This is a genomic window from Qingrenia yutianensis, assembly GCF_014385105.1.
GTDB lineage: Bacteria > Bacillota > Clostridia > UMGS1810 > UMGS1810 > Qingrenia > Qingrenia yutianensis.
Map to the genome: position 1 here is coordinate 18,004 of NZ_JACRTE010000012.1, position 19,378 is coordinate 37,381.

15 protein-coding genes and 1 pseudogene are annotated in these 19,378 nt (G+C 44.2%); 5 read left to right on the forward strand and 11 right to left on the reverse strand.

Features of this window, described 5'->3' with window-relative positions; translation table 11 throughout:
* Positions 1-115: 115 nt before the first annotated feature.
* Complete coding sequence (locus H8706_RS09065) at positions 116-2,977, forward strand: S-layer homology domain-containing protein (protein ID WP_262432373.1); 2,862 nt, start codon at positions 116-118, stop codon at positions 2,975-2,977.
* A gap of 72 nt (positions 2,978-3,049) precedes the next feature.
* On the opposite strand, the gene H8706_RS09070 is transcribed toward H8706_RS09065, so the two are convergent.
* Genes H8706_RS09070 through dusB form a run of 5 tightly spaced genes read right to left on the reverse strand, consistent with a single transcriptional unit; the run spans position 3,050 to position 7,701 of the window.
* Positions 3,050-4,021, reverse strand: a complete 972-nt coding sequence (locus H8706_RS09070; RefSeq protein ID WP_262432374.1) for a biotin--[acetyl-CoA-carboxylase] ligase — start codon at positions 4,019-4,021, stop codon at positions 3,050-3,052.
* A gap of 10 nt (positions 4,022-4,031) precedes the next feature.
* Positions 4,032-5,471, reverse strand: a complete 1,440-nt coding sequence (locus H8706_RS09075; RefSeq protein ID WP_262432375.1) for an aminotransferase class I/II-fold pyridoxal phosphate-dependent enzyme — start codon at positions 5,469-5,471, stop codon at positions 4,032-4,034.
* Positions 5,468-5,935 (reverse strand): hypothetical protein, encoded by a 468-nt coding sequence (locus H8706_RS09080; protein WP_262432376.1) that lies wholly within the window; start codon positions 5,933-5,935, stop codon positions 5,468-5,470. Before H8706_RS09080 ends, H8706_RS09075 begins: the two co-directional genes overlap by 4 nt.
* Positions 5,928-6,707 carry a type III pantothenate kinase gene (locus H8706_RS09085; protein WP_262432377.1) on the reverse strand — a complete coding sequence of 260 codons (780 nt, stop codon included), beginning with the start codon at positions 6,705-6,707 and terminating at the stop codon, positions 5,928-5,930. The genes H8706_RS09080 and H8706_RS09085 overlap by 8 nt, the downstream gene beginning before the upstream one ends.
* A 19-nt stretch (positions 6,708-6,726) precedes the next feature.
* The gene (gene dusB / locus H8706_RS09090; RefSeq protein WP_262432378.1) at positions 6,727-7,701 is read right to left on the reverse strand and encodes a tRNA dihydrouridine synthase DusB; all 975 of its coding nucleotides are present in this window, start codon (positions 7,699-7,701) and stop codon (positions 6,727-6,729) included.
* Between the two features lie 525 nt (positions 7,702-8,226).
* Here dusB and H8706_RS09095 point away from each other — a divergent pair.
* Positions 8,227-8,910 carry a C40 family peptidase gene (locus H8706_RS09095; protein ID WP_262432379.1) on the forward strand — a complete coding sequence of 228 codons (684 nt, stop codon included), beginning with the start codon at positions 8,227-8,229 and terminating at the stop codon, positions 8,908-8,910.
* Positions 8,911-8,967: 57 nt separating this feature from the next.
* Complete coding sequence (locus H8706_RS09100) at positions 8,968-9,273, forward strand: MGMT family protein (protein ID WP_262432380.1); 306 nt, start codon at positions 8,968-8,970, stop codon at positions 9,271-9,273.
* A gap of 72 nt (positions 9,274-9,345) precedes the next feature.
* Here the strand turns inward: H8706_RS09100 and H8706_RS09105 are convergent, their stop codons facing one another.
* The gene (locus H8706_RS09105; RefSeq protein ID WP_262432381.1) at positions 9,346-11,685 is read right to left on the reverse strand and encodes a glycoside hydrolase family 2 TIM barrel-domain containing protein; all 2,340 of its coding nucleotides are present in this window, start codon (positions 11,683-11,685) and stop codon (positions 9,346-9,348) included.
* A gap of 152 nt (positions 11,686-11,837) precedes the next feature.
* Between H8706_RS09105 and H8706_RS09110 the strand changes: the two genes are divergently transcribed.
* Positions 11,838-12,644: an AraC family transcriptional regulator gene (locus tag H8706_RS09110; protein ID WP_262432382.1), complete on the forward strand. Its 807-nt coding sequence runs from the start codon at positions 11,838-11,840 to the stop codon at positions 12,642-12,644.
* A 40-nt stretch (positions 12,645-12,684) separates the two neighbouring features.
* Here the strand turns inward: H8706_RS09110 and H8706_RS09115 are convergent, their stop codons facing one another.
* The 5 genes and pseudogenes from H8706_RS09115 to H8706_RS09135 form a co-directional block, all read right to left on the reverse strand.
* Positions 12,685-13,071: a VOC family protein gene (locus tag H8706_RS09115; RefSeq protein ID WP_178347423.1), complete on the reverse strand. Its 387-nt coding sequence runs from the start codon at positions 13,069-13,071 to the stop codon at positions 12,685-12,687.
* 41 nt (positions 13,072-13,112) lie between these two features.
* Positions 13,113-14,423, reverse strand: a complete 1,311-nt coding sequence (locus H8706_RS09120) for a 2-hydroxyacyl-CoA dehydratase (RefSeq protein ID WP_262432383.1) — start codon at positions 14,421-14,423, stop codon at positions 13,113-13,115.
* A pseudogene (locus tag H8706_RS09125) lies at positions 14,424-14,777 on the reverse strand (2-hydroxyglutaryl-CoA dehydratase); the annotation flags it as partial.
* Positions 14,699-14,914: a hypothetical protein gene (locus tag H8706_RS09130; protein ID WP_262432384.1), complete on the reverse strand. Its 216-nt coding sequence runs from the start codon at positions 14,912-14,914 to the stop codon at positions 14,699-14,701. The pseudogene H8706_RS09125 and the gene H8706_RS09130, both read right to left, overlap by 79 nt.
* Positions 14,915-17,857, reverse strand: coding sequence for an acyl-CoA dehydratase activase (locus tag H8706_RS09135; protein ID WP_262432385.1), 2,943 nt, complete (start codon positions 17,855-17,857; stop codon positions 14,915-14,917).
* A gap of 194 nt (positions 17,858-18,051) precedes the next feature.
* Here H8706_RS09135 and rsxC point away from each other — a divergent pair, with 194 nt between their 5' ends.
* The gene (rsxC, locus tag H8706_RS09140) at positions 18,052-19,371 is read left to right on the forward strand and encodes an electron transport complex subunit RsxC (RefSeq protein ID WP_262432386.1); all 1,320 of its coding nucleotides are present in this window, start codon (positions 18,052-18,054) and stop codon (positions 19,369-19,371) included.
* Positions 19,372-19,378: the final 7 nt, after the last annotated feature.

Here is a 19,378-nt window from a genome sequence, read left to right on the forward strand (position 1 = left end):
GCAGTATTTTTTATAAGAATTTTCACAAAAAACAGCAAAAAAACACTTGCATCGCACATTGATGTACGGTATATAATAAATACGTGAATTCGTAACAAAACAGGGGGAAGTACAAGTGGAAGCACAAGTGGAAGCAAAGTTAAAAAAATTGTTATGCGGTATTTTGACGGTTTGTATGCTTGCAAGCCTTATTCCGCTTTCGGTTTTTGCGTCAAGCGAGGTTACAGCCATTGACCTGACGCTGGCAAAACCGAAGGCAGGCGAGGCGCCGTCGTATACGGCAACAGTGACGGATGGTTCGGGATTAGAGGTAATCAGCGTCAAGTGGTCGCCGTCGGACGATGTTTTTATTGAGGGCAAAACATACACCGTTACAATAGATGTCGGCATAAAAGAAGGCTTTGACGGAACTTTTGCAAAGGCTGACAAAATATCGGCAACAATGAACGGATACAAGATACACAGAGTGAAAAACAACGGTGCGAATGTTACGGTTAAATTCGGCTGGAATCTCTCGGCTGACAAACCCGTTACTGCGCCGACTGCACCGTCCGTCACAAACACCGCAGTTAAAGCTGTAAGCACAAAAAGCGGATTTTCCGACGTTGCAGACAGTGCTTACTATGCAAACGCAGTTAAATGGGCGGTGGATAAAAAAATTACGTCGGGAACATCTGCAACGACATTTTCACCCGACGACACCTGCACACGCGCGCAGATACTTACATTTTTGTGGAGAGCGGTAGGCAGTCCGAAAAGCAATTCGCCGGTACCGTTCGGCGATGTAAATTCCGAAGACTATTTTGCTGACGCGTCGAGTTGGGCAAAAGGCAAGGATATGGTTTCGGGAAGTAATTTCGAGCCGGACACACCCTGCACAAGGGCGTTTACCGTTATCTATCTTTGGAAAAACGCAGGAAGTCCCAAAACAGAGATTTCCGATAAATTTTCCGATGTAAACGCAAATGCGGATTATGCGCAGGCGGTTGCGTGGGCGGTTAACAACGGCGTGACAAGCGGAACGTCGGCAACGACTTTTTCGCCCGTCGATACCTGCACAAGAGGACAGATAGTGACCTTTTTAAACCGTGCTCTTTCCGTGTTCGATGTTACGAAAGACGATAACACAATCAAGACGCCCGAGAACAATAATCAAGAAAACAACAATCAGGAAAATAAAACGGACGTACCGGTAATTAACCCGACCGAAACAGATAAAACAACCGAAACAGGCAAAACCGACGAGAAAACCGATACTTCGAAAAATGATAAAAATACCAAAACCGATGAAACAACAAAGGATAATACAACAAAGAACGACAACACCAAAACAGACGATTCATCGCTGGAGGAAGTTAAGCAAAACACGCAGAATAAAGCAAAGTATGATACTGCAAAATATGAAACAGCCGTTAAAAAAGCTCTCCGCGAGGCGCTGGGCGACAATCTCGGCAGTGATCTGACACAGCTTCAAAAGGCGCTTTTGCTTCACGATTGGCTTTTGCTGAACTGCCAATATGATGAAACAGTGTCGAAAGAATATGTTCACAGCGAGTACGGCGCAATGGTAAACGGTTGGGCAGTGTGCAGCGGCTACGCCCGTGCATACAGCGACCTTTTAAGCCGTGTCGGCATTGAGGCGGAGTATGTTTACGGTTACGTAGGAAAAGCCAGTATGGAAACAGCGCATGCGTGGAACCGCGTAACGATTGACGGCAAAAAGTATCACGTTGATGTAACTTTTGATGACCCGGTTCCCGATGTTAAGGGAAGAACAATGCATACCTACTTCCTGGTGAGTGATGCCAAGCTGAAGGATCACATAGGATACAATTTGCACTGTACGGATACAAAGTATGATGACAACCAGATTTTGCATAAATATCATGCACCGCTTATATGGGACGAAAGAATTAACAAGTTTTATTATGTTGACGGAACTGCGGTTAAGACTACCTCCGATTTAAGCGAACCGATAACATCGTCAAGCGCGAAGGACGGTGTTAATCCGACGTCGGCGATTATGACGGACGACGGAAAATTCTTATGCTTCGCTAAACCGAACAATTCTACAAGCGAATATCCGATGTATCTCTATTGCATAGAAACGGGCGAATACTACAATTACACCGTTAAAGGCGTAAAGAATATTATCTTTGACAGACTGGTTCAAAACGGCAATAACATTGAGCCTTCGAGAGATTATTATAAGAACGGTGCGCATTATATGACAAAGGCGGACGCGTCAATTCCCATTCCGACGAGCACCAAGAAACGCTCGGTTGTATTTGACCCCAACTACAGCGGAGTAAAAACGGCAAGCCTGGAGTATCTTAACGACTACTGGACAAACGGCGGCGGTTCGCTTGATGAGCTGACGAGAAAAGGCTATACTTTCGGCGGTTGGTACACCGCAAAGGACGGCGGAGAAAAAATTGAGTCACTTGATGACATAAACGGAAGCAGTGTGACGCTTTACGCTCACTGGTGGAGCGGCTGGACCATAACCAAAGAACCCACAGCGTCAGAAACGGGCAAGGCGGTCCGCGAACTTGACGGATATCCGAGCGTTAAAGAAGAAGTTACTATCCCCGAACTTTCGGATACATCTGTATGGAAGAAAACGCAGTCTATAAGCGCAACAACGTCGCGCGACGGTTTTGAGAGATACACCTCCGAATACGGCGATGTCAAAGTTATAATTCCCAAGCTTGAAGAAAAATTCGAGTACGGCATTAAATATAAAGACGGCAGTGTTTGCATCACGGTTATTGATGAAAACACTTATAACGTCGGTTTCGAGGCTAAAGAAAACGGCGAGGTTATAAGCACGGGAAATAGGAGGGTAATAACCAACGGCGCCGGAGAGTACAGGGCGATTTATCCCAAGAACTTTACTCCGAGCGGTACCGTTACCGCAACGCTTTACGACAAAGATATGAACTCTATTTGTTCAACCGAATATGAAGTAAAATAAAAAATTATAAAATAAAAGCGGCTGCAGCAAAACAATTTTTTAAATCGTTTTGCTGCAGCCGCTTTTTGCGTTCTATTTTATTCTTATGCTTATTTCGCCCGACGATAAAATCACCGTTTCGCCGTTTTCTTTTTTTGCGATAAGACTGCAATCGTCGGTTATCCCCGTGCAATGTGCCGTGTACCGAGCACCTGCCGAAATGACGGTTATATCTTTGCCGACGGCAAGCTGTTTTTCTTTATAATATTCAACAAATTCACGGCTTTCGAGATTTTTGTAATACTCATAAAAATTGTCGAGAATTTTTGCTGTAAGACGGTTTTTCATATCGCTTTTTTGCTTGTCAAACACGCACCCTGCAATGTTTTCGATTTCTTTCGGAAATCCTCCGCTCGGCGCATAAACGTTAACGCCGATACCCAAAACTGCATAGTCGAGTCTGCCTTCTTCAACCGCGGTTGATGCCTCGGTAAGTATTCCGCACACTTTTTTTCCGTTTACAAAAATATCGTTAACCCATTTTATTTTTGAATTTTCACCGCTTAAAAAATCAATGGCACGCGCAACTGCCGATGCCGCCGCGGTTGTGATGAGCGCCGAGGACTGAACCGATATTCGGGGGCGCAGAATTACGCTTAAATAAAGTCCCGATTTGTCGGGCGAAAAAAAGTTTCTGCCCATACGTCCTCTGCCTTCGGTCTGCGACGAGGCAATGCACACATATCCCTCTTTTTCGCCGTCCGACGCTCTTTGACGGGCAATTTTATTTGTCGAATTTACTTTATCAAAAACGTCAATATAGTAAAAATCCTTGTTTTTGAGATTGTTATAAATTCCGTCTTTTTCGAGAACGTCGTTGTCGCACAAAAGCGCGTAGCCTCTTCCGCTCACCGCGTCAAAACGGTAGCCGTCCTTTTTCAGCTCGCCGACCGCTTTCCACACGGCGTTGCGCGACACGTTAAGCCTTTTTGCAAGTTCCTGTCCTGAAAAGCTTTCGCCTCGGTTTTCATTAAATATTTTAAGTATATTTTCTTTTACACTCATTTTTTCACACTCAATTTTCTTCGCCTGAATTTCTGCGTTTTACAACATCTATTGTAAAATCCTCGCGTATGCCCGAAATTTCCGCACCGCTGTCGAGAATTTCGAGCACCGCTCTGATATGCTCGCTCGATATAACGTCGCCGGGGATCAGAATGGGTATTCCCGGCGGATATTTGCACACGATATTTTTAGACACTCTGCCGAGCGCGTCTTTAAGTTCAACAGGTTCTGCGTCGGCAAAAAATGCGTCGCGAGGAGTGAGTTTCATAGCGTGGGTGACACCCTTTGACGGACGGTCGGAAAGCTCTTTTATTCCAACCGTTTTGCCCGCTATGGTAACAATCGCTTTCGCAAGCTTTTTAACGTCCGATAGTTTGTTGTACGGCGTAAAAATGCACACGATATTTAAGTCGTCGCAAAGTTCAACTTTTATGTCAAAACGGGAATTAAGCACCTGTGCCGCGTCATAACCGCTCACACCCGAAAACGCAAAGTTCACGACGATACGCGTTTTGTCATACGCAAAAACGTCCGCCGTTCCGACGATTTCGTCGTCCAGCCAGTACGCGTTTGAATTGTTGTTTACATATTCCGCCGCCTCCGACACGGCGCGGAGCATTTTTTCGTATTTTTCCGAATATTCATCCGCCTCGAAAACCGCCTTTTCAAGCGCCGCCATAGCCGCGTAAGACGAGCTGGACGTCTGATACATAGAAATTGCGGCGAGAATTTCTTTATTTAAAAAATTGTTGCAGTTAACGTGCAAAAATGCCGAGCCGTTAAGACCTCCGAGCGTTTTTGACGCGCTGTGAACCACAAAATCCGCACCGAGCGCCGCCGCCGATTTGGGAAGTTTATCGCAAAAATTAAAATGTGCGCCGTGCGCCTCGTCAACAATCATAAACATATTGTTTGTGTGGGCGAGGGTGGTTATTTTTTCAATATCGCATACCGCGCCGTAATAGTTCGGCGAAGTGATTAAAATTGCCTTTGCGTTAGGAAAAGTCGCAACCGTGCGTTCCAAAGCGTCGTAGTCAAAACCGCCGCCGAAACCGAAACGGTGCATATACGTCGGCTCAACGAAAATCGGGAGAAGTCCCAAAAGAATTATCGCATTTATCACCGATTTGTGGCAGTTTCTGTCTACGATAATCATATCGTTTTGCTTAAGGCAAAGCGTGAGTGACGCTAAAATTCCCGTGCTTGCGCCGTTCAAAAGATAAAAACTGCGCTCCGAGCCGTAAATGCGCGCAAGCTGATTTTGACTCATTTTAACGTACGCGGTCGGGTTGGGCATACCTTTTACAACGTCAAGCTCGCCCATATCCATACCGAAAAAATCCTCGGTCATAATGTCAAGTTTTCCCTTGTGCGCAGGTGTTTGAAACGATATTTTTTTGCTGTATGCATATTTTTTAAGTCCGTCATTTATATATTCGGTAAATTTCACGCCGTCACCTCATCAAGCATTTTAATAAGTATTTCGGAGGGCTGAAAAACCACTGTATAGCGCTTTTCGTTAATGGTTACATTAAACGAATATCGGTTTGCGCGTTTTATTTCTCCGCAGTAGTTCAGCACCGATGTACCTTGTGCCTTTTCTCTGTCGTATTTTCCGAAATTTTCAATATCGAGCATTGTCACCGACATAAGTAACTGCGGATTGTTTTTGTTTCCCAGTCTTGTGACGTTAAATGTGTTGTTTTCGATTTTATATTCAAAAGCAGTGACCTGAAAACGCATAAAAAAGTATACCGAAAATCCGAAAAACAGCATATTCACGGTGTCCGCAAGCATTTTGTTATGCGGATAAATAAAATTGTTTGAAACAGTCATAACAATAAAAATCAGTGCGACCGTCACAACCAGCGCGAGCGCACTGTTTACGTGCGATTTTGACACTTCTTTATACATTTTTGTAATCTCCCTGTTTAAAAATTTCCAAAAGTCCCTTAAGAGTGAGCGACGAATCAATGTGCGTTATGGTTTTCGACTCCTCGGCAATCATTCGCGCAAGTCCGCCAGTCGCGATAACCTCCGCATCGGGAGCATTAAGTTCGTCTTTCATTTTCTGAACAATATAATCGACACTGCCAACATAGCCGTAGTATACGCCCGAACGCATTGAATTTACGGTGTTGGTGCCGATTGAACGGTCAGGTTTTGATATTTCAATTCTCGGAAGCTTTGCGGTTTTTTCAAAAAGCGCCTCCATCGAAATTTTAACGCCCGGCATAATCGCACCGCCGAGATATTCGTACTTTTCGTTTATCGCGCAAAAAGTCGTCGCCGTGCCGAAATCCACAATCAGCATAGGTACTTTGTAAATGCTTATCGCGCCGATTGCGTTAACAATGCGGTCTGCGCCCACTTCGTTTTTGTTGTCGTATTTTATTTTAAGCTTTGATTTAACGTTGCTGTCGACGATAATCGGCTCAATGCCTAGATATTTGCGCATTGCGTGCGTGAGTGAATACATAATCGGCGGAACAACCGACGAAATGATGACATTTTCAATTTTTTTGTAGTCGATATTGTCAAACTTGAAGAAATTGAGAAGCATAATTCCGATTTCGTCCGCTGATTTGTCTTTATTTGTGGCAATTCTCCAGCTTACTTTAAGATTATCGCCGTCATAAACACCCATAGTTATGTGTGTATTTCCAACGTCTGTAACAAGAAGCATTTTTATAACCTCCGAATTTTTATAATGAAGAAAAGTATTCCGTTATGCAATTTTTAAGCTCGGCAAAACTGCGCGAGGTGTTGACTTTATACCTTATCTCCGCAGAATTTTTAAGCCCTTTTGTATACCACGCAACGTGCTTGCGCGCCTCCTGCGAACCGATATATTCGCCTTTGTCGGCAATTAGCATATCAAGCTGCCAAATAAGCGTTTCAAGACGCTCGGACGGCGGCATTTCGCGAAACTCTCCAGTTTCAAGATAGCTTAAAATCTGCCCGAAAATAAACGGATTTCCCTGTGCGCCTCTGCCGACCATGATAAAATCGCAGTTTGTTTCGTCAAACATTTTTTCCGCGTCGTACGGCGACTGAATATCGCCGTTGCCGATAACGGGAATTTTCACCGCGTTTTTAACATCTTTTATAATGCTCCAATCGGCTTTTCCCGAATAATACATTTCGCGCGTTCTCGGGTGAATGCATATCGCGTCCGCACCGCTCTGTTCGATTATTTTTGCCGTTTCAACTGCGGTTACCGTGTCAAATCCGCTCCTGATTTTCACCGTTACGGGAACATTGACCGCCATTTTTACCTCCGACACGATTTTTGCGATTTTTGACGTATCCTTCAAAAGCGCACTGCCGTCACCGCATTTTACAACTTTCGGCGCAGGGCAACCCATATTGATGTCCAAAATGTCCGCGCCCGTCGACAATGCCTTATATGCCGTTTGTGCCATGATTTTTTCGTCGCTGCCGAAAATCTGCACCGCAAGCGGTTTGTCAAATTCGTCCGTTTTAATTATTTCAAGCGTTTTGCGGTCGTTGTAAAAAAGCGCTTTTGAGCTTATCATCTCGCTGTATGCAAGCGACGCGCCGTATTTTCGGCATACGCGCCTGAATGCAAGGTCGCTCACACCTGCCATAGGCGCCGCAAACACTCTGTTTTTCAGTTTTACGTTTCCTATTTTTATATCGCTGTTATTTTTATTCATATATATACTATACCGCATTTTTTTAAAATTGGCAATATCTTTGCGCCAATTTTTGAAAAAACCTTTATTAAATTTTTTAATATTATCAGCCAATCATATTTTATTGACAGTTATTTTGCAATTTGATAAAATTTTCTTTGAGGCGGTATGTATGATTAAAAATTTTGCGGACAAGGCGAATGAGTTTTTGCCCGTTTTGATAATATCGATGCACCTATGACGGTTAAATTGCCGTGCCGATACGCTTTCCGCTTTGCACGGCATTCTTATGTATTATAAGAAAATATTTTAACAAATGATGTAAAAGCAAAAGCAATTTAACAAAAATCAGTCGATGTTTTGTGCAAAAATACTATTTTTTTCGACGTTGAACTATGCCGAATTAACAAATTTTATAACAAACTTTCAAAAATTATTAAAAAAATGTTAAAAAAGTTTGACAAATGTTAAAAAGTATGATATACTCTTAATCACAGTGATGATTTGAGGGGGAACTCAAATCAAAACACAAATTGGAGGATACATATGAAAAAAACAATAATAGGTATTTTGGCAGCTTTGTTTACTGTTTCGTTATTGACTGTAACCGCTTTTGCGGATAATGAAAAGGGTGTTGTTACGGCAGATGTTCTCAATGTGAGAAGTCAGCCTCAAATTGCGGACAACGTTGTAGGTTCGCTTTACAACGGTCAGACGGTGGACATTCTTGCGGCCGACGGAAATTGGTATAAAATTGATTACAACAGTATTCCTGCTTATGTCCACAGTGACTACATTCTTTTGAGAACATCGTATCTTACTTCTCGCGACGGAAACGGCGCCGAAAAGCGCGGGACTCTCGGCGAAGAAGTTGTTGAATTTGCAAAAAATTACCTCGGCACACCTTATGTTTACGGCGGTGCGTCACCGTCGGGGTTTGACTGCTCGGGTTTTGTGTATTATGTTTACAAAAACTTCGGTGTGACGCTCAACAGAGTTGCGGCAGACCAGAGCAAAAACGGTTATGTTGTTGAACGTTCTGATCTTATGCCGGGTGATATAGTACTTTTTTCGAGAACTCTTGACGGCTACATTTCACATGTCGGTATCTATGTTGGTGACAACCAGTTTATTCATTCACCGCAGACGGGCAAAAGCGTTGAAATTGTTTCAATGTCGTCCGGATATTACAATTACGGATATGTAGGTGCAAGGAGAATATTTAAGTAAAAAGCGAGGCAAACTGAAATTGTTCGGTTTGCCTTTGTTTTTTTGAGGGAGAATAATATGAGTTTTTATAATGTTGTTTACGGTAAAGTTAAGCAAATTCCGAAAGGAAAGGTTGCAACGTACGGTCAGATTGCGGCGTTGTGCGGTTCTCCCAGAGCGTCGCGCGCGGTGGGGTATGCACTGCATTTTAACCCCGAGCCGGGAGTTATTCCGTGTCATCGCGTTGTGAACCGTTTCGGGGCGCTTGCGCCGAGCTTTGCTTTCGGCGGAAAAGAAGTACAAAAGGCGCTCCTCGAAAAAGAGAGTGTTGAAGTTAACGACGATTTTATTGTCAATCTTGAAAAATTTCAGTGGCATTCGTAATAAAACAAAAAACGACGGCTGAAAGCCAATACTTTCTTACCGAGAAAGGCTTTGCACCGTCGTTTTTTTATGTTAATTCTTCGCCTTTTTAAGCGGAATATCAATAACCGCCGTATCTAAATTTTCGCTGAAAGCATACACTTTCAAAACGCCCTCGCCGTTTCCGACGCGCACCGCTGCCGAGCATTTTCCGGCGCGCATTTTTCTGTCGGGACAGCTTGGCGGAATATGGTCGGAAATATCCGAACCAGTGCCGACGACTGCGCCGAGCTTGTTTGCGGAAAATTTGATAAATGCCTCCGCATCGGGAACTTCTCTGCCGTTTTCGTCAACACAAACACAGGTTAAAAGCGCCAAATCCCTGCCGTTTGCATATTCGATTTTGTTGTCAAGCGTAAGTTTTAATTTCACGGGTTTGCCCGTCGTTTCAATCTTTTCTTCGGACACAATTTTTCCGTTTATTTTGCCGATTGCTCTGATTTCGCCCTTTTCATACGGAACATTCCATTCACCGTGTCCGTATTTTTCAATTTTTTTCGCGCCGAGCGATTTTCCGTTTAACATAAGTTCCGCTTCGTCACAGTTTGTGTAAATCCACACTTTTATAATTTCGCCCTCAAGACCGCTGAAATTCCAGTGCGGAAGAATGTGCACCATAGGCTCGTCAGACCAGTGCGATTTGTTTTGATAAAACGCGTCCTTTTTTTGCAGATACATATCAATTGCGCCCGAGATGGAGCAGAGTCGGGGCCACACGCATTCTCCGCGGTGTTCAAATGCAATCCATTGAAAACTTCCGGCAATCCAGTCGCGCTCGGCAACGTATTTCCAGGTTTTCTCTCTTCCCAAAAACCACTTGTTTGTATCTTTGTCGTATGCCGACGCAAAACTGCGCTCGGTGTTGTCGTCAAAATAATGTCCTCTTGTCGTGCCCGTTGCACAGCATTCTGTCACCACAAAAGGTTTATCGGGGTGCATTTTATGCAGATTTTCGTAATGCTGAAGATTGTAGTTTATGCCGATAACGTCCGCCAAATCAAGAACTGTCGCATCAAGCGGGTCGTTTGAAATTGCAGTTGTCACAGGGCGCGATTTGTCGAGCTTTTTCACCGATGCAATCATAGTTTTTGCAATTCGTCTGCCCTGCTCGGTGAGGTGCTTGGGTTCTTCGTTTCCCACCGACCACAAAATTACCGACGGTCGGTTTCTGTCGCGTTTTATAAGCGTTTCAAGCTGTGCAATTCCCTCATCGGTCGAGTCGTACCAGCGCGTTTCGTCCATAACGAGAATACCGTTTTCGTCCAACGCGTCCATAGTCGCCTCGGCGTGCGGATAGTGTGACGTCCTGTACGCGTTTGCGCCCATTTCTTTAATCATTTCAATGCGGTATTTGTAAACGTTGTCGGGTACTGCCTTGCCCGTCAGACCGTAATCCTGGTGCGCGCACACGCCTTTTAATTTCACCTGTCTGCCGTTTAAAATAAATCCATTTTCGCAGTCGAATTTAAACGTTCTGAACCCGAATTTCGTTTCGGTTTGGTCAATAAGCGTGCCGTTTGAAAATATTTTTGTAACGATTTTATACATATTAGGCGTATCTGTGTCCCAGATTAAAGGATTTGCGATATTTAGTTTTTGATTTGCCGTTATTTTGCTTTTGCAATCAATGCTTAAATTATCTTCGGTATGCATAATTTCGCTGTTGTCCAATGTGCAAAGTGCTGATTTCAGGGTAAAATCTGCATTGTCATATGCACAGTTTAAAACTGTTGTTTCAATGTTTACGTCCCAGTTTTCGCTGTCCGTTTTTTGCGGATTGACATAAATACCCCAAAGATCAACGGCAATTTCGGCGGTTTTTATAAGCCAGACATTGCGGTAAATTCCGCCGCCCTGATACCACCAGCCCTCGTGCGATGACGAGTCGGTATACACGGCAAGAATGTTTTCGCGGTCAAAATAAACGTTGTCGGTAATGTCAACCTCAAACGGCGTGTAACCGCAAAAATTGTGTTTCATAAGACAACCGTTTAAATACACCGTTGCATTTGTGGCAACGCCCTCAAAATAAAGCGTTATGCGCTTGTTTTTGTCGGACGCATCAAGCGAAAAATGCTTTCTGTACCACGCGTTTTCATATTTAAAATATCCGAGCGCCTGCGGATTTTCTTTGCTCGGTGTCTGCTCAATTATGTAATCGTGCGGAAGATTTACGTCCAGCCATAAGTCGGGACTTGTGTTGCCAAGCTCGAACGAATCTGAATTGTCGCTGTAATAGCACGACGCGGGACCTATCATCATTCGCTCGGTTTTCGCGCCCATATAGTCGGGGCCTTTCATAACCGTGTTCCGAGCAGGCAGGTCACCGCAGTGAAATTTCCAGCCGTCGTTAAACAAAATTTTTTCTCTCATTTTTTGCCTCCGTTTACATCATATTTGTTAATTTTAATATAGCAAATATCATATAAACAAACAATGCAGTTTTTTGCTGAATATATGCACAAAACAGCTATTGATTTTAAATTTTCGTTATGCTATAATAGTTTGTAACGGAGGCGGATTTTATGAATACGGTTATTGCAAAAAACGAAAAATACGATTTCTTTTCGGATAAATATTTAAACATAAATTCGTGCGGAAAGCTTTTTAATACGGGATATAAAATTCTGCGAAAAAACGGCAGAAGCGACTATCACCTTCTGTATGTGAAGTCGGGCAGATGCAATGCCGTGTTTGACGGGAAAGAATACACGTTAACCGACGGAAATTTTGTGCTTTATTATCCTTATCAAACACAGGAATATTCGTTTGACGAAACGGGTTGTACAACGCTGTGGATACACTTTTCGGGCAGAGCATCGGCGGAAATTTTGTCGGAATTAAATATAAAACCGGGTGCGTATCAAAGCAGACTTTCCGACAACGGCACGGCGATATTTGAGGAGCTTATACGCGAATTTCACCTAAAACACTATATGCACCATTCGGCTGAAAACGCACTTCTGATTTATCTTCTTACTTTGCTTTCAAGGCACATACATACAGTGCAGGACGTAAGCGACATTGAGCGCGTTATTATGCTTATGAACATAAGCTTTGACATTCCGTACAATTCCGAACCGTACGCGAAAATGTGCGCATTGAGCCAAAGCAGATTTTCACATAAGTTCAAAGAAGTGACGGGCGAAGTGCCGAGCAGATATTTTATTAAACTGAAAATGGAAAAAGCGCGCGAACTTTTGAAATTTTCAAATCTCTCTGTTTCGGAAATTGCCGAAAGAGTGGGGTATGACAACGCGCTTTATTTCAGCAGAATTTTTAAAAAATACATACACCTTTCACCGACCGAATACAGAACAAAAACAAAATAACCCCGTCAAAAGACGGGGTTAAACTATGACATATTTTTTATTAAACGAGCGGAGTTTTGCGCGAAATAAGGTGAAGAATATTTCCCTCAATATCGCGGAAAAACATTGTTCCGATACCTTTTTCGTTTACGACGGCGTCTTTTAAAATTTCCGCACCCGTTTCGGTAACCTTTTTAACCAAAGCGTCAAATTCGTCGGGTTCAACCGAAAATGCGATGTGTCTTATTCCGGGAACAGTGAGCGCTGTCGGAACGTTTTCCGAGTCTGCGGTGCAGAATTCAATCATACTTTTGTCGGAAAATGCAACAAAATATGTACCTTTTTTGTTGTCGTAAACAATTTCGCCGTCAAACAAATTTTTGTACCAGTCTGAAAGTTTTTTCGTGTCTTTTGCGTATATCGCAATGTGTTCGATGCCGATTTTCATAAGTTAATCTCTCCTTAAAAATTTATTAAAAGCATACGCTTTTATACTTTTTCCGCCGCGGCATTTGAAGATTTTACCGCGGATTTTGCTTCGTTTGATTTTATTTCTTCTTTCACTCTGCGCGCGTTGAAAAGCATAAGTTTTAATCGGTTTTCCTGGTTAACTCTGCTCGCGCCCGCGTCGTAGTCTATCGCAACAATATTTATATTCGGATTTTTTTCTTTAATCGGTTTCATCATACCTTTTCCGCAGATGTGATTGGGCAGACATCCGAACGGCTGTGTGCAGACGATATTCGTACAGCCCGACTTGCCGAGTTCCAGCATTTCTGCGGTGAGAAGCCAACCTTCGCCCATCTTCACCGCGGTATTGATAAGGTCGGGCGCAAGGGCAACTATTTCTTCAAACGGCGTCCAAGCCTCAAAAATTCCGTTCTTTTTGATAATCTCGATTACGTCGCGTTTCTTTTTGCACAAAATGCGGTAAATGAATTTATATATCGGATAAACCGCCGTATTTTTTTTGTAAAGCACACATTCGTTGAGAGTGTTGTAAACGCAGTACATCAAAAAGTCGTAAAGTCCCGGGACGACGGGTTCCGCGCCCTCGGAAAGAAGAAATTTTTCAAGGCCGTTGTTTGCAAGAGGTGAGTATTTTACAAAAATCTCGCCAACTATTCCGACCTTAACCGTGTCTTTGTGTTCAACCTTTATTTTTGCAAAGTCGTCAATTATTTTTTTGTAATTTTGCTTAATTTTTCGGTAATTTGTATGTCCTTTCATTCCAAGCTCGCCGCCGAGAATGTTTGTCCATTTTTCTGTCAGTCTGTCGGCGTCGCCCCTGGTTATTTCATACGGCTTTATCTGGTTGGCAAGGCTCATCATAAGATCGCCGTAGAGCGTTGCGTAAAGCATATTTTTAAGCATTTTCGGGCCTAACGTAAAGCCGGGATGTTTTTCTATGCCGGCAAGCGACAGCGAAATTACGGGAATATAGCCGAGGTTTGCCTTTTTGAGCGCCTTTCTTATGAGATAAATATAGTTTGACGCACGGCACCCCCCGCCTGTCTGAAACATAATGAGCGCAACCTTGTGAGTATCGTATTTGCCCGACAAAAGTGCACTTAAAAACTGCCCGATAACCAGAATTGCAGGATAGCAGGTGTCGTTGTGCGTATATTTAAGACCTGTTTCGGAAATTTTTGTTCCGCTCGTTTCCAAAAGCTCGGTTTTGTAGCCGTAGGTTTTAAGCACGCTCATAATAAGCTTAAAGTGCGTCGGAAGCATATTCGGAATGAGGATTGTATAATCCTTTTTCATCTCTTTTGTAAAGGGTATGTAGTTTTCCGCCATTTATTTTTCCTCACTTATTTTTTCACATTCTTCGAGTGCGCCTATAAGACTGCGAAGCCTTATTTTAACTGCGCCGAGGTTGGTTATTTCGTCGATTTTAAGCTGTGTGTAATGCTTGTGATTGCCCTCGAGTATTGCGCGCACCTCGTCGGTGGTTATAGCGTCGACACCGCACCCGAACGAAACAAGCTGAACGAGTTCAACATCGCTGTTTTGCGACGCATATGCCGCCGCGCGGTACAGACGCGAATGAAATGTCCACTGGTCGAGAACGGTTACATTTTGGCGCGGAATGTCATTGCATATGCTGTCCTCGCTGACCACCGCAAAACCGAGCGTATTGGCAAGCTTGTTTCCAAAAGCTCGGTTTTGTAGCCGTAGGTTTTAAGCACGCTCATAATAAGCTTAAAGTGCGTCGGAAGCATATTCGGAATGAGGATTGTATAATCCTTTTTCATCTCTTTTGTAAAGGGTATGTAGTTTTCCGCCATTTATTTTTCCTCACTTATTTTTTCACATTCTTCGAGTGCGCCTATAAGACTGCGAAGCCTTATTTTAACTGCGCCGAGGTTGGTTATTTCGTCGATTTTAAGCTGTGTGTAATGCTTGTGATTGCCCTCGAGTATTGCGCGCACCTCGTCGGTGGTTATAGCGTCGACACCGCACCCGAACGAAACAAGCTGAACGAGTTCAACATCGCTGTTTTGCGACGCATATGCCGCCGCGCGGTACAGACGCGAATGAAATGTCCACTGGTCGAGAACGGTTACATTTTGGCGCGGAATGTCATTGCATATGCTGTCCTCGCTGACCACCGCAAAACCGAGCGTATTGGCAAGCTTGTCTATGCCGTGCCCGATTTCGGGGTCGATGTGATACGGTCTGCCTGCGAGCACCATAATGCGTTTTTTGTGCGCACGTGCATATTCAACCGCTTTTTCGCCCTCGGCATAAAGCGCTGTTTTATAGTCGTTATATGCCTTAAATCCGTTTTTAGCCGCTTGTTTTATCTCACGGTCGGTTATCGAATTATCAAGGCTTTTTAGCGTTTTTGAAAAGGTTTTCGCAAGCGCCTTCGGCGAGGTAACATCAAGATACGGATAGATAAAGTTAACCTTTTTCAAATCCTCCATATTTGAGTTGAGAAGCTCCGCGTAATATGCTACAACGGGGCAGTTATAGTGATTTGCACTCTTTTTCTCATCAACATTGTATGTGAGCGACGGATAAAAAATTACTTTCAATCCGTCTCCGATAAGTTCTTCAATGTGCCCGTGCATAATTTTTGCCGGATAGCACGCGGTGTCGGACGGAATGGTGAGCTGACCTCTTTCGTATGTTCCGCGCGTGGAAAGCTTAGAAAAATGCACTTCAAATCCGAGCGAATTAAAAAATTCATACCAAAGCGGTGCGAGTTCATACATTGAGAGCGCCGTCGGAAGTCCGATTTTTCCGCGTTTTCCCTCTTTGGGGACAAGGCTCTTTAGGTAGTTTCTTTTCCATTCGTACAAATTGGGCAGAATTTCGGAATTGGGTATTCCGGCGCCTTTCTGGCACTGATTGCCCGATATAAATTTCTTTCCGTCCGAGAAAATGTTTATCGTAAGACGGCATTTGTTTGCACAGCCTCCGCATACGGCAGGTTTTGACGTATGCGTGAAATGTTCAAGTTCTTCAAGCGTCAAAAGTGTACTATTTTTGCTGTTCATAACGTGCAGTGCCGCGCCGTAAGCCCCCATAAGTCCTGCAATGGCGGGGCGGATAACGTTTGCGCCGACCTCGTTTTCAAATGCGCGCAAAACCGCGTCGTTGTAGAATGTTCCGCCCTGAACGACGATACATTTTCCGAGTTCCGCCGCGCTCGACGCACGGATAACCTTGTAAACCGCATTTTTCACGACACTGACCGAAAGTCCTGCCGAAATGTCCTCAACGCTTGCGCCGTCTTTCTGCGACTGCTTGACCGACGAATTCATAAACACGGTACAGCGCGAGCCGAGATTTACGGGATTTTTTGCAAAAAGACCTTTTTTTGCAAACTCGCTTGCCTCAAATCCCATAGATTTTGCGAACGTTTCGATAAACGAACCGCATCCCGACGAACACGCCTCGTTAAGCATAATACTGTCGATTGCGCCGTTATGTATCTTAAAGCATTTAATGTCCTGACCGCCGATGTCGAGAATAAAATCGACGTCGGGTTTGAAATGCCGTGCTGCAGTAAAATGCGCTATTGTTTCGACAACACCCTCGTCGGTGTGAAAAGCGTGCTTTATAAGTTCCTCGCCGTAGCCTGTGACCGACGCGCCGAGAATGTTTATTTTGTCCGCGCACATTTTGCGTATTTTTATAAGTTCCTCCAGAACAAGCGACACGGGATTGCCCTTGTTTGAGCTGTAAAACGAATACAGCACTTCTTTTTTGCCGTTTATAAGAACAAGTTTTGTGGTGGTGCTTCCGCAGTCTATGCCGAGATACGCATCACCTTCGTATGTATTTATATCGCACATCGCAACTTTCGCCTTGCTGTGGCGCGCCGAAAATTCTTCGTATTCCTTTTCGTTAGCAAAAAGGGGAGGCAGACGGTCGAATTTTGCCTCGCCGTCATTGGCGCTTTTTTGAATTTTGTCCAAAAGAGCTGAAAACGAAATTCTGTCTTTTCCTTGGGCGAACATTGCCGCGCCCATAGCAACCGAAAAGCGCGAATATTCGGGGAAAACAGCATTTTCTTTTGAGAGTTTCAGCGTTTCGGCAAAACGTTTTTTAAGGCCGTCGCAGTAGTAGAGCGGACCGCCGAGAAACATAACTTTTCCGTCGATTTTTCTGCCTTGAACAAGTCCCGAAATGGTTTGATTTACCACAGCCTGATAAATGCTTGCCGCGATGTCCGATTTTTTTGCGCCCTGGTTTAAAAGGGGCTGAATGTCGGTTTTTGCGAAAACTCCGCACCGCGACGCAATGGGGTAAATTCTCGTTGCCTTAAGGCTTTCCCTGTCCATTTCGTCAACCGTCATATCAAGCAAAACCGCCATTTGGTCGATAAACGCGCCCGTTCCTCCGGCACAGGTGCCGTTCATACGTTCGTCAATTCCGCCTTTGTAAAAAATAACCTTTGCGTCCTCTCCGCCAAGCTCAATTACAACGCTTGTGTCGGGTTCGAGGTGCGACACAGTTTCACCCGTGGCGTAAACCTCCTGTATAAACAAAAGTCCTGCGGAATTTGCAACGCCGAGCCCTGCCGAACCCGAAACCGCCGCGGTAAGATATTCGACATCAAGGTGCGGACGCATTTCGCAAAGCATATCATATGCGGTTTGCCTTACCTTTGAAAAATGCCGTCTGTAATTTTCATACACAACTCTGCCGCCGTCGGTCAGCACCAGTTTTGCGGTGGTTGAGCCGATGTCGATGCCGAGCGAATAATTATGCTCCATACACTTCACGTTTCCTTTATATATTCAAAAAACAAACAATAACATATTGTAACATTTTTTTGTCAAAATGTCAAATGAATTTTGTGTGATAAATTTTTCCGAAAAAACAAATTTATCATTGATTTTGTTTGCGATTTATGGTACAATTATTTGAATAACAGTGTTTTTAAAAGTGTTTTAAGGAGGCGGTTTTGTTGAAAGCTTTTACGTTTCGGGGCGGTATTCACCCCGACGATTGCAAAAAAAGCACAAAAGATAACAAGATTATTGAAATTTCACCGTCCAAAATGATGGTCTATCCCGTCGTTCAGCATATCGGAGCGCCGTGCGTGCCGATTGTGAAGGTAGGCGGCGACGTTTTGAAAGGGCAGAAAATCGCGGACAGCGACGCGTTTGTCAGCGCGCCGATACATTCGTCTGTTTCGGGAAAGGTTATCGCGATTGAAAAAAGACGTCACCCCAACGGCAATATGGTTGAAAGCATTGTTGTGGAAAATGACAATCTTTACCGTTTGTCGCCGGATATTTACAGGCGTGACGGCATAGACAAGCTTACAAAGGACGAAAAGCTTAAATTCATACGCGAGGCAGGAATTGTAGGCCTCGGCGGTGCGGCTTTTCCGACGCATATCAAGCTTAATCCGAACAAGAAAATTGATTATGTTATCGTAAACGGTGCGGAGTGCGAGCCTTACCTTACCTCCGACCACCGCGTTATGCTGGAAACACCGCGCGAGGTTGTTGAGGGCTTAAAGCTTATTTTGGGCATTACCGGCGCGGAAAACGGCATTATCGCGATTGAGGAAAACAAGCCCGACGCGATAGAAGTTATGCAAAAAGCTGTGCAGAACGAAAAGAACATTTCGGTTGTGCGTCTTAAGACGAAATATCCGCAGGGAAGCGAAAAACACCTTATTTACGCGGTGTGCAAGAGAGAGGTTCCGTCGGGCGGACTCCCTGCCGACGCAGGGGTTATAGTGGACAACGTAGACACCTGCACGGCGGTGTATTTTGCGCTTACAATGCACCAGCCTGTTATGTCGAGAGTTGTGACCGTTTCGGGAAGCGGAATTGACACACCGAGAAATTTCCGAGTTCCGGTCGGCACCGATTTTATGCACGTTATAGAAAACGCGGGCGGTTTTATCGGCGATGTGGGAAAGGTTATTATGGGCGGTCCTATGATGGGGATTGCGCAGTTTGATTTGTCCGTTCCGACAGTTAAGGCAACGTCGGCAATTTTGGCGTTTGACAAAAGCGAAATGCACGAAAAAGAGGTTTCGCCGTGCATACGGTGCGGTGAGTGCGTAAAAAAATGTCCTATGCGCCTTATGCCGCTGGAGCTTAATATTTACGCGTCGGCTATGGACCTTGATATGTGCGAAAAATACAACATCACCGACTGTATCGAATGCGGTGTCTGTTCGTATCTCTGCCAAAGCAATCAAAATCCTCTGCAAAGCATAAAACGTGCAAAAGCGGCGGTTATTGCAAGGCGAAGAAACGCGAAATAGGAGGGAT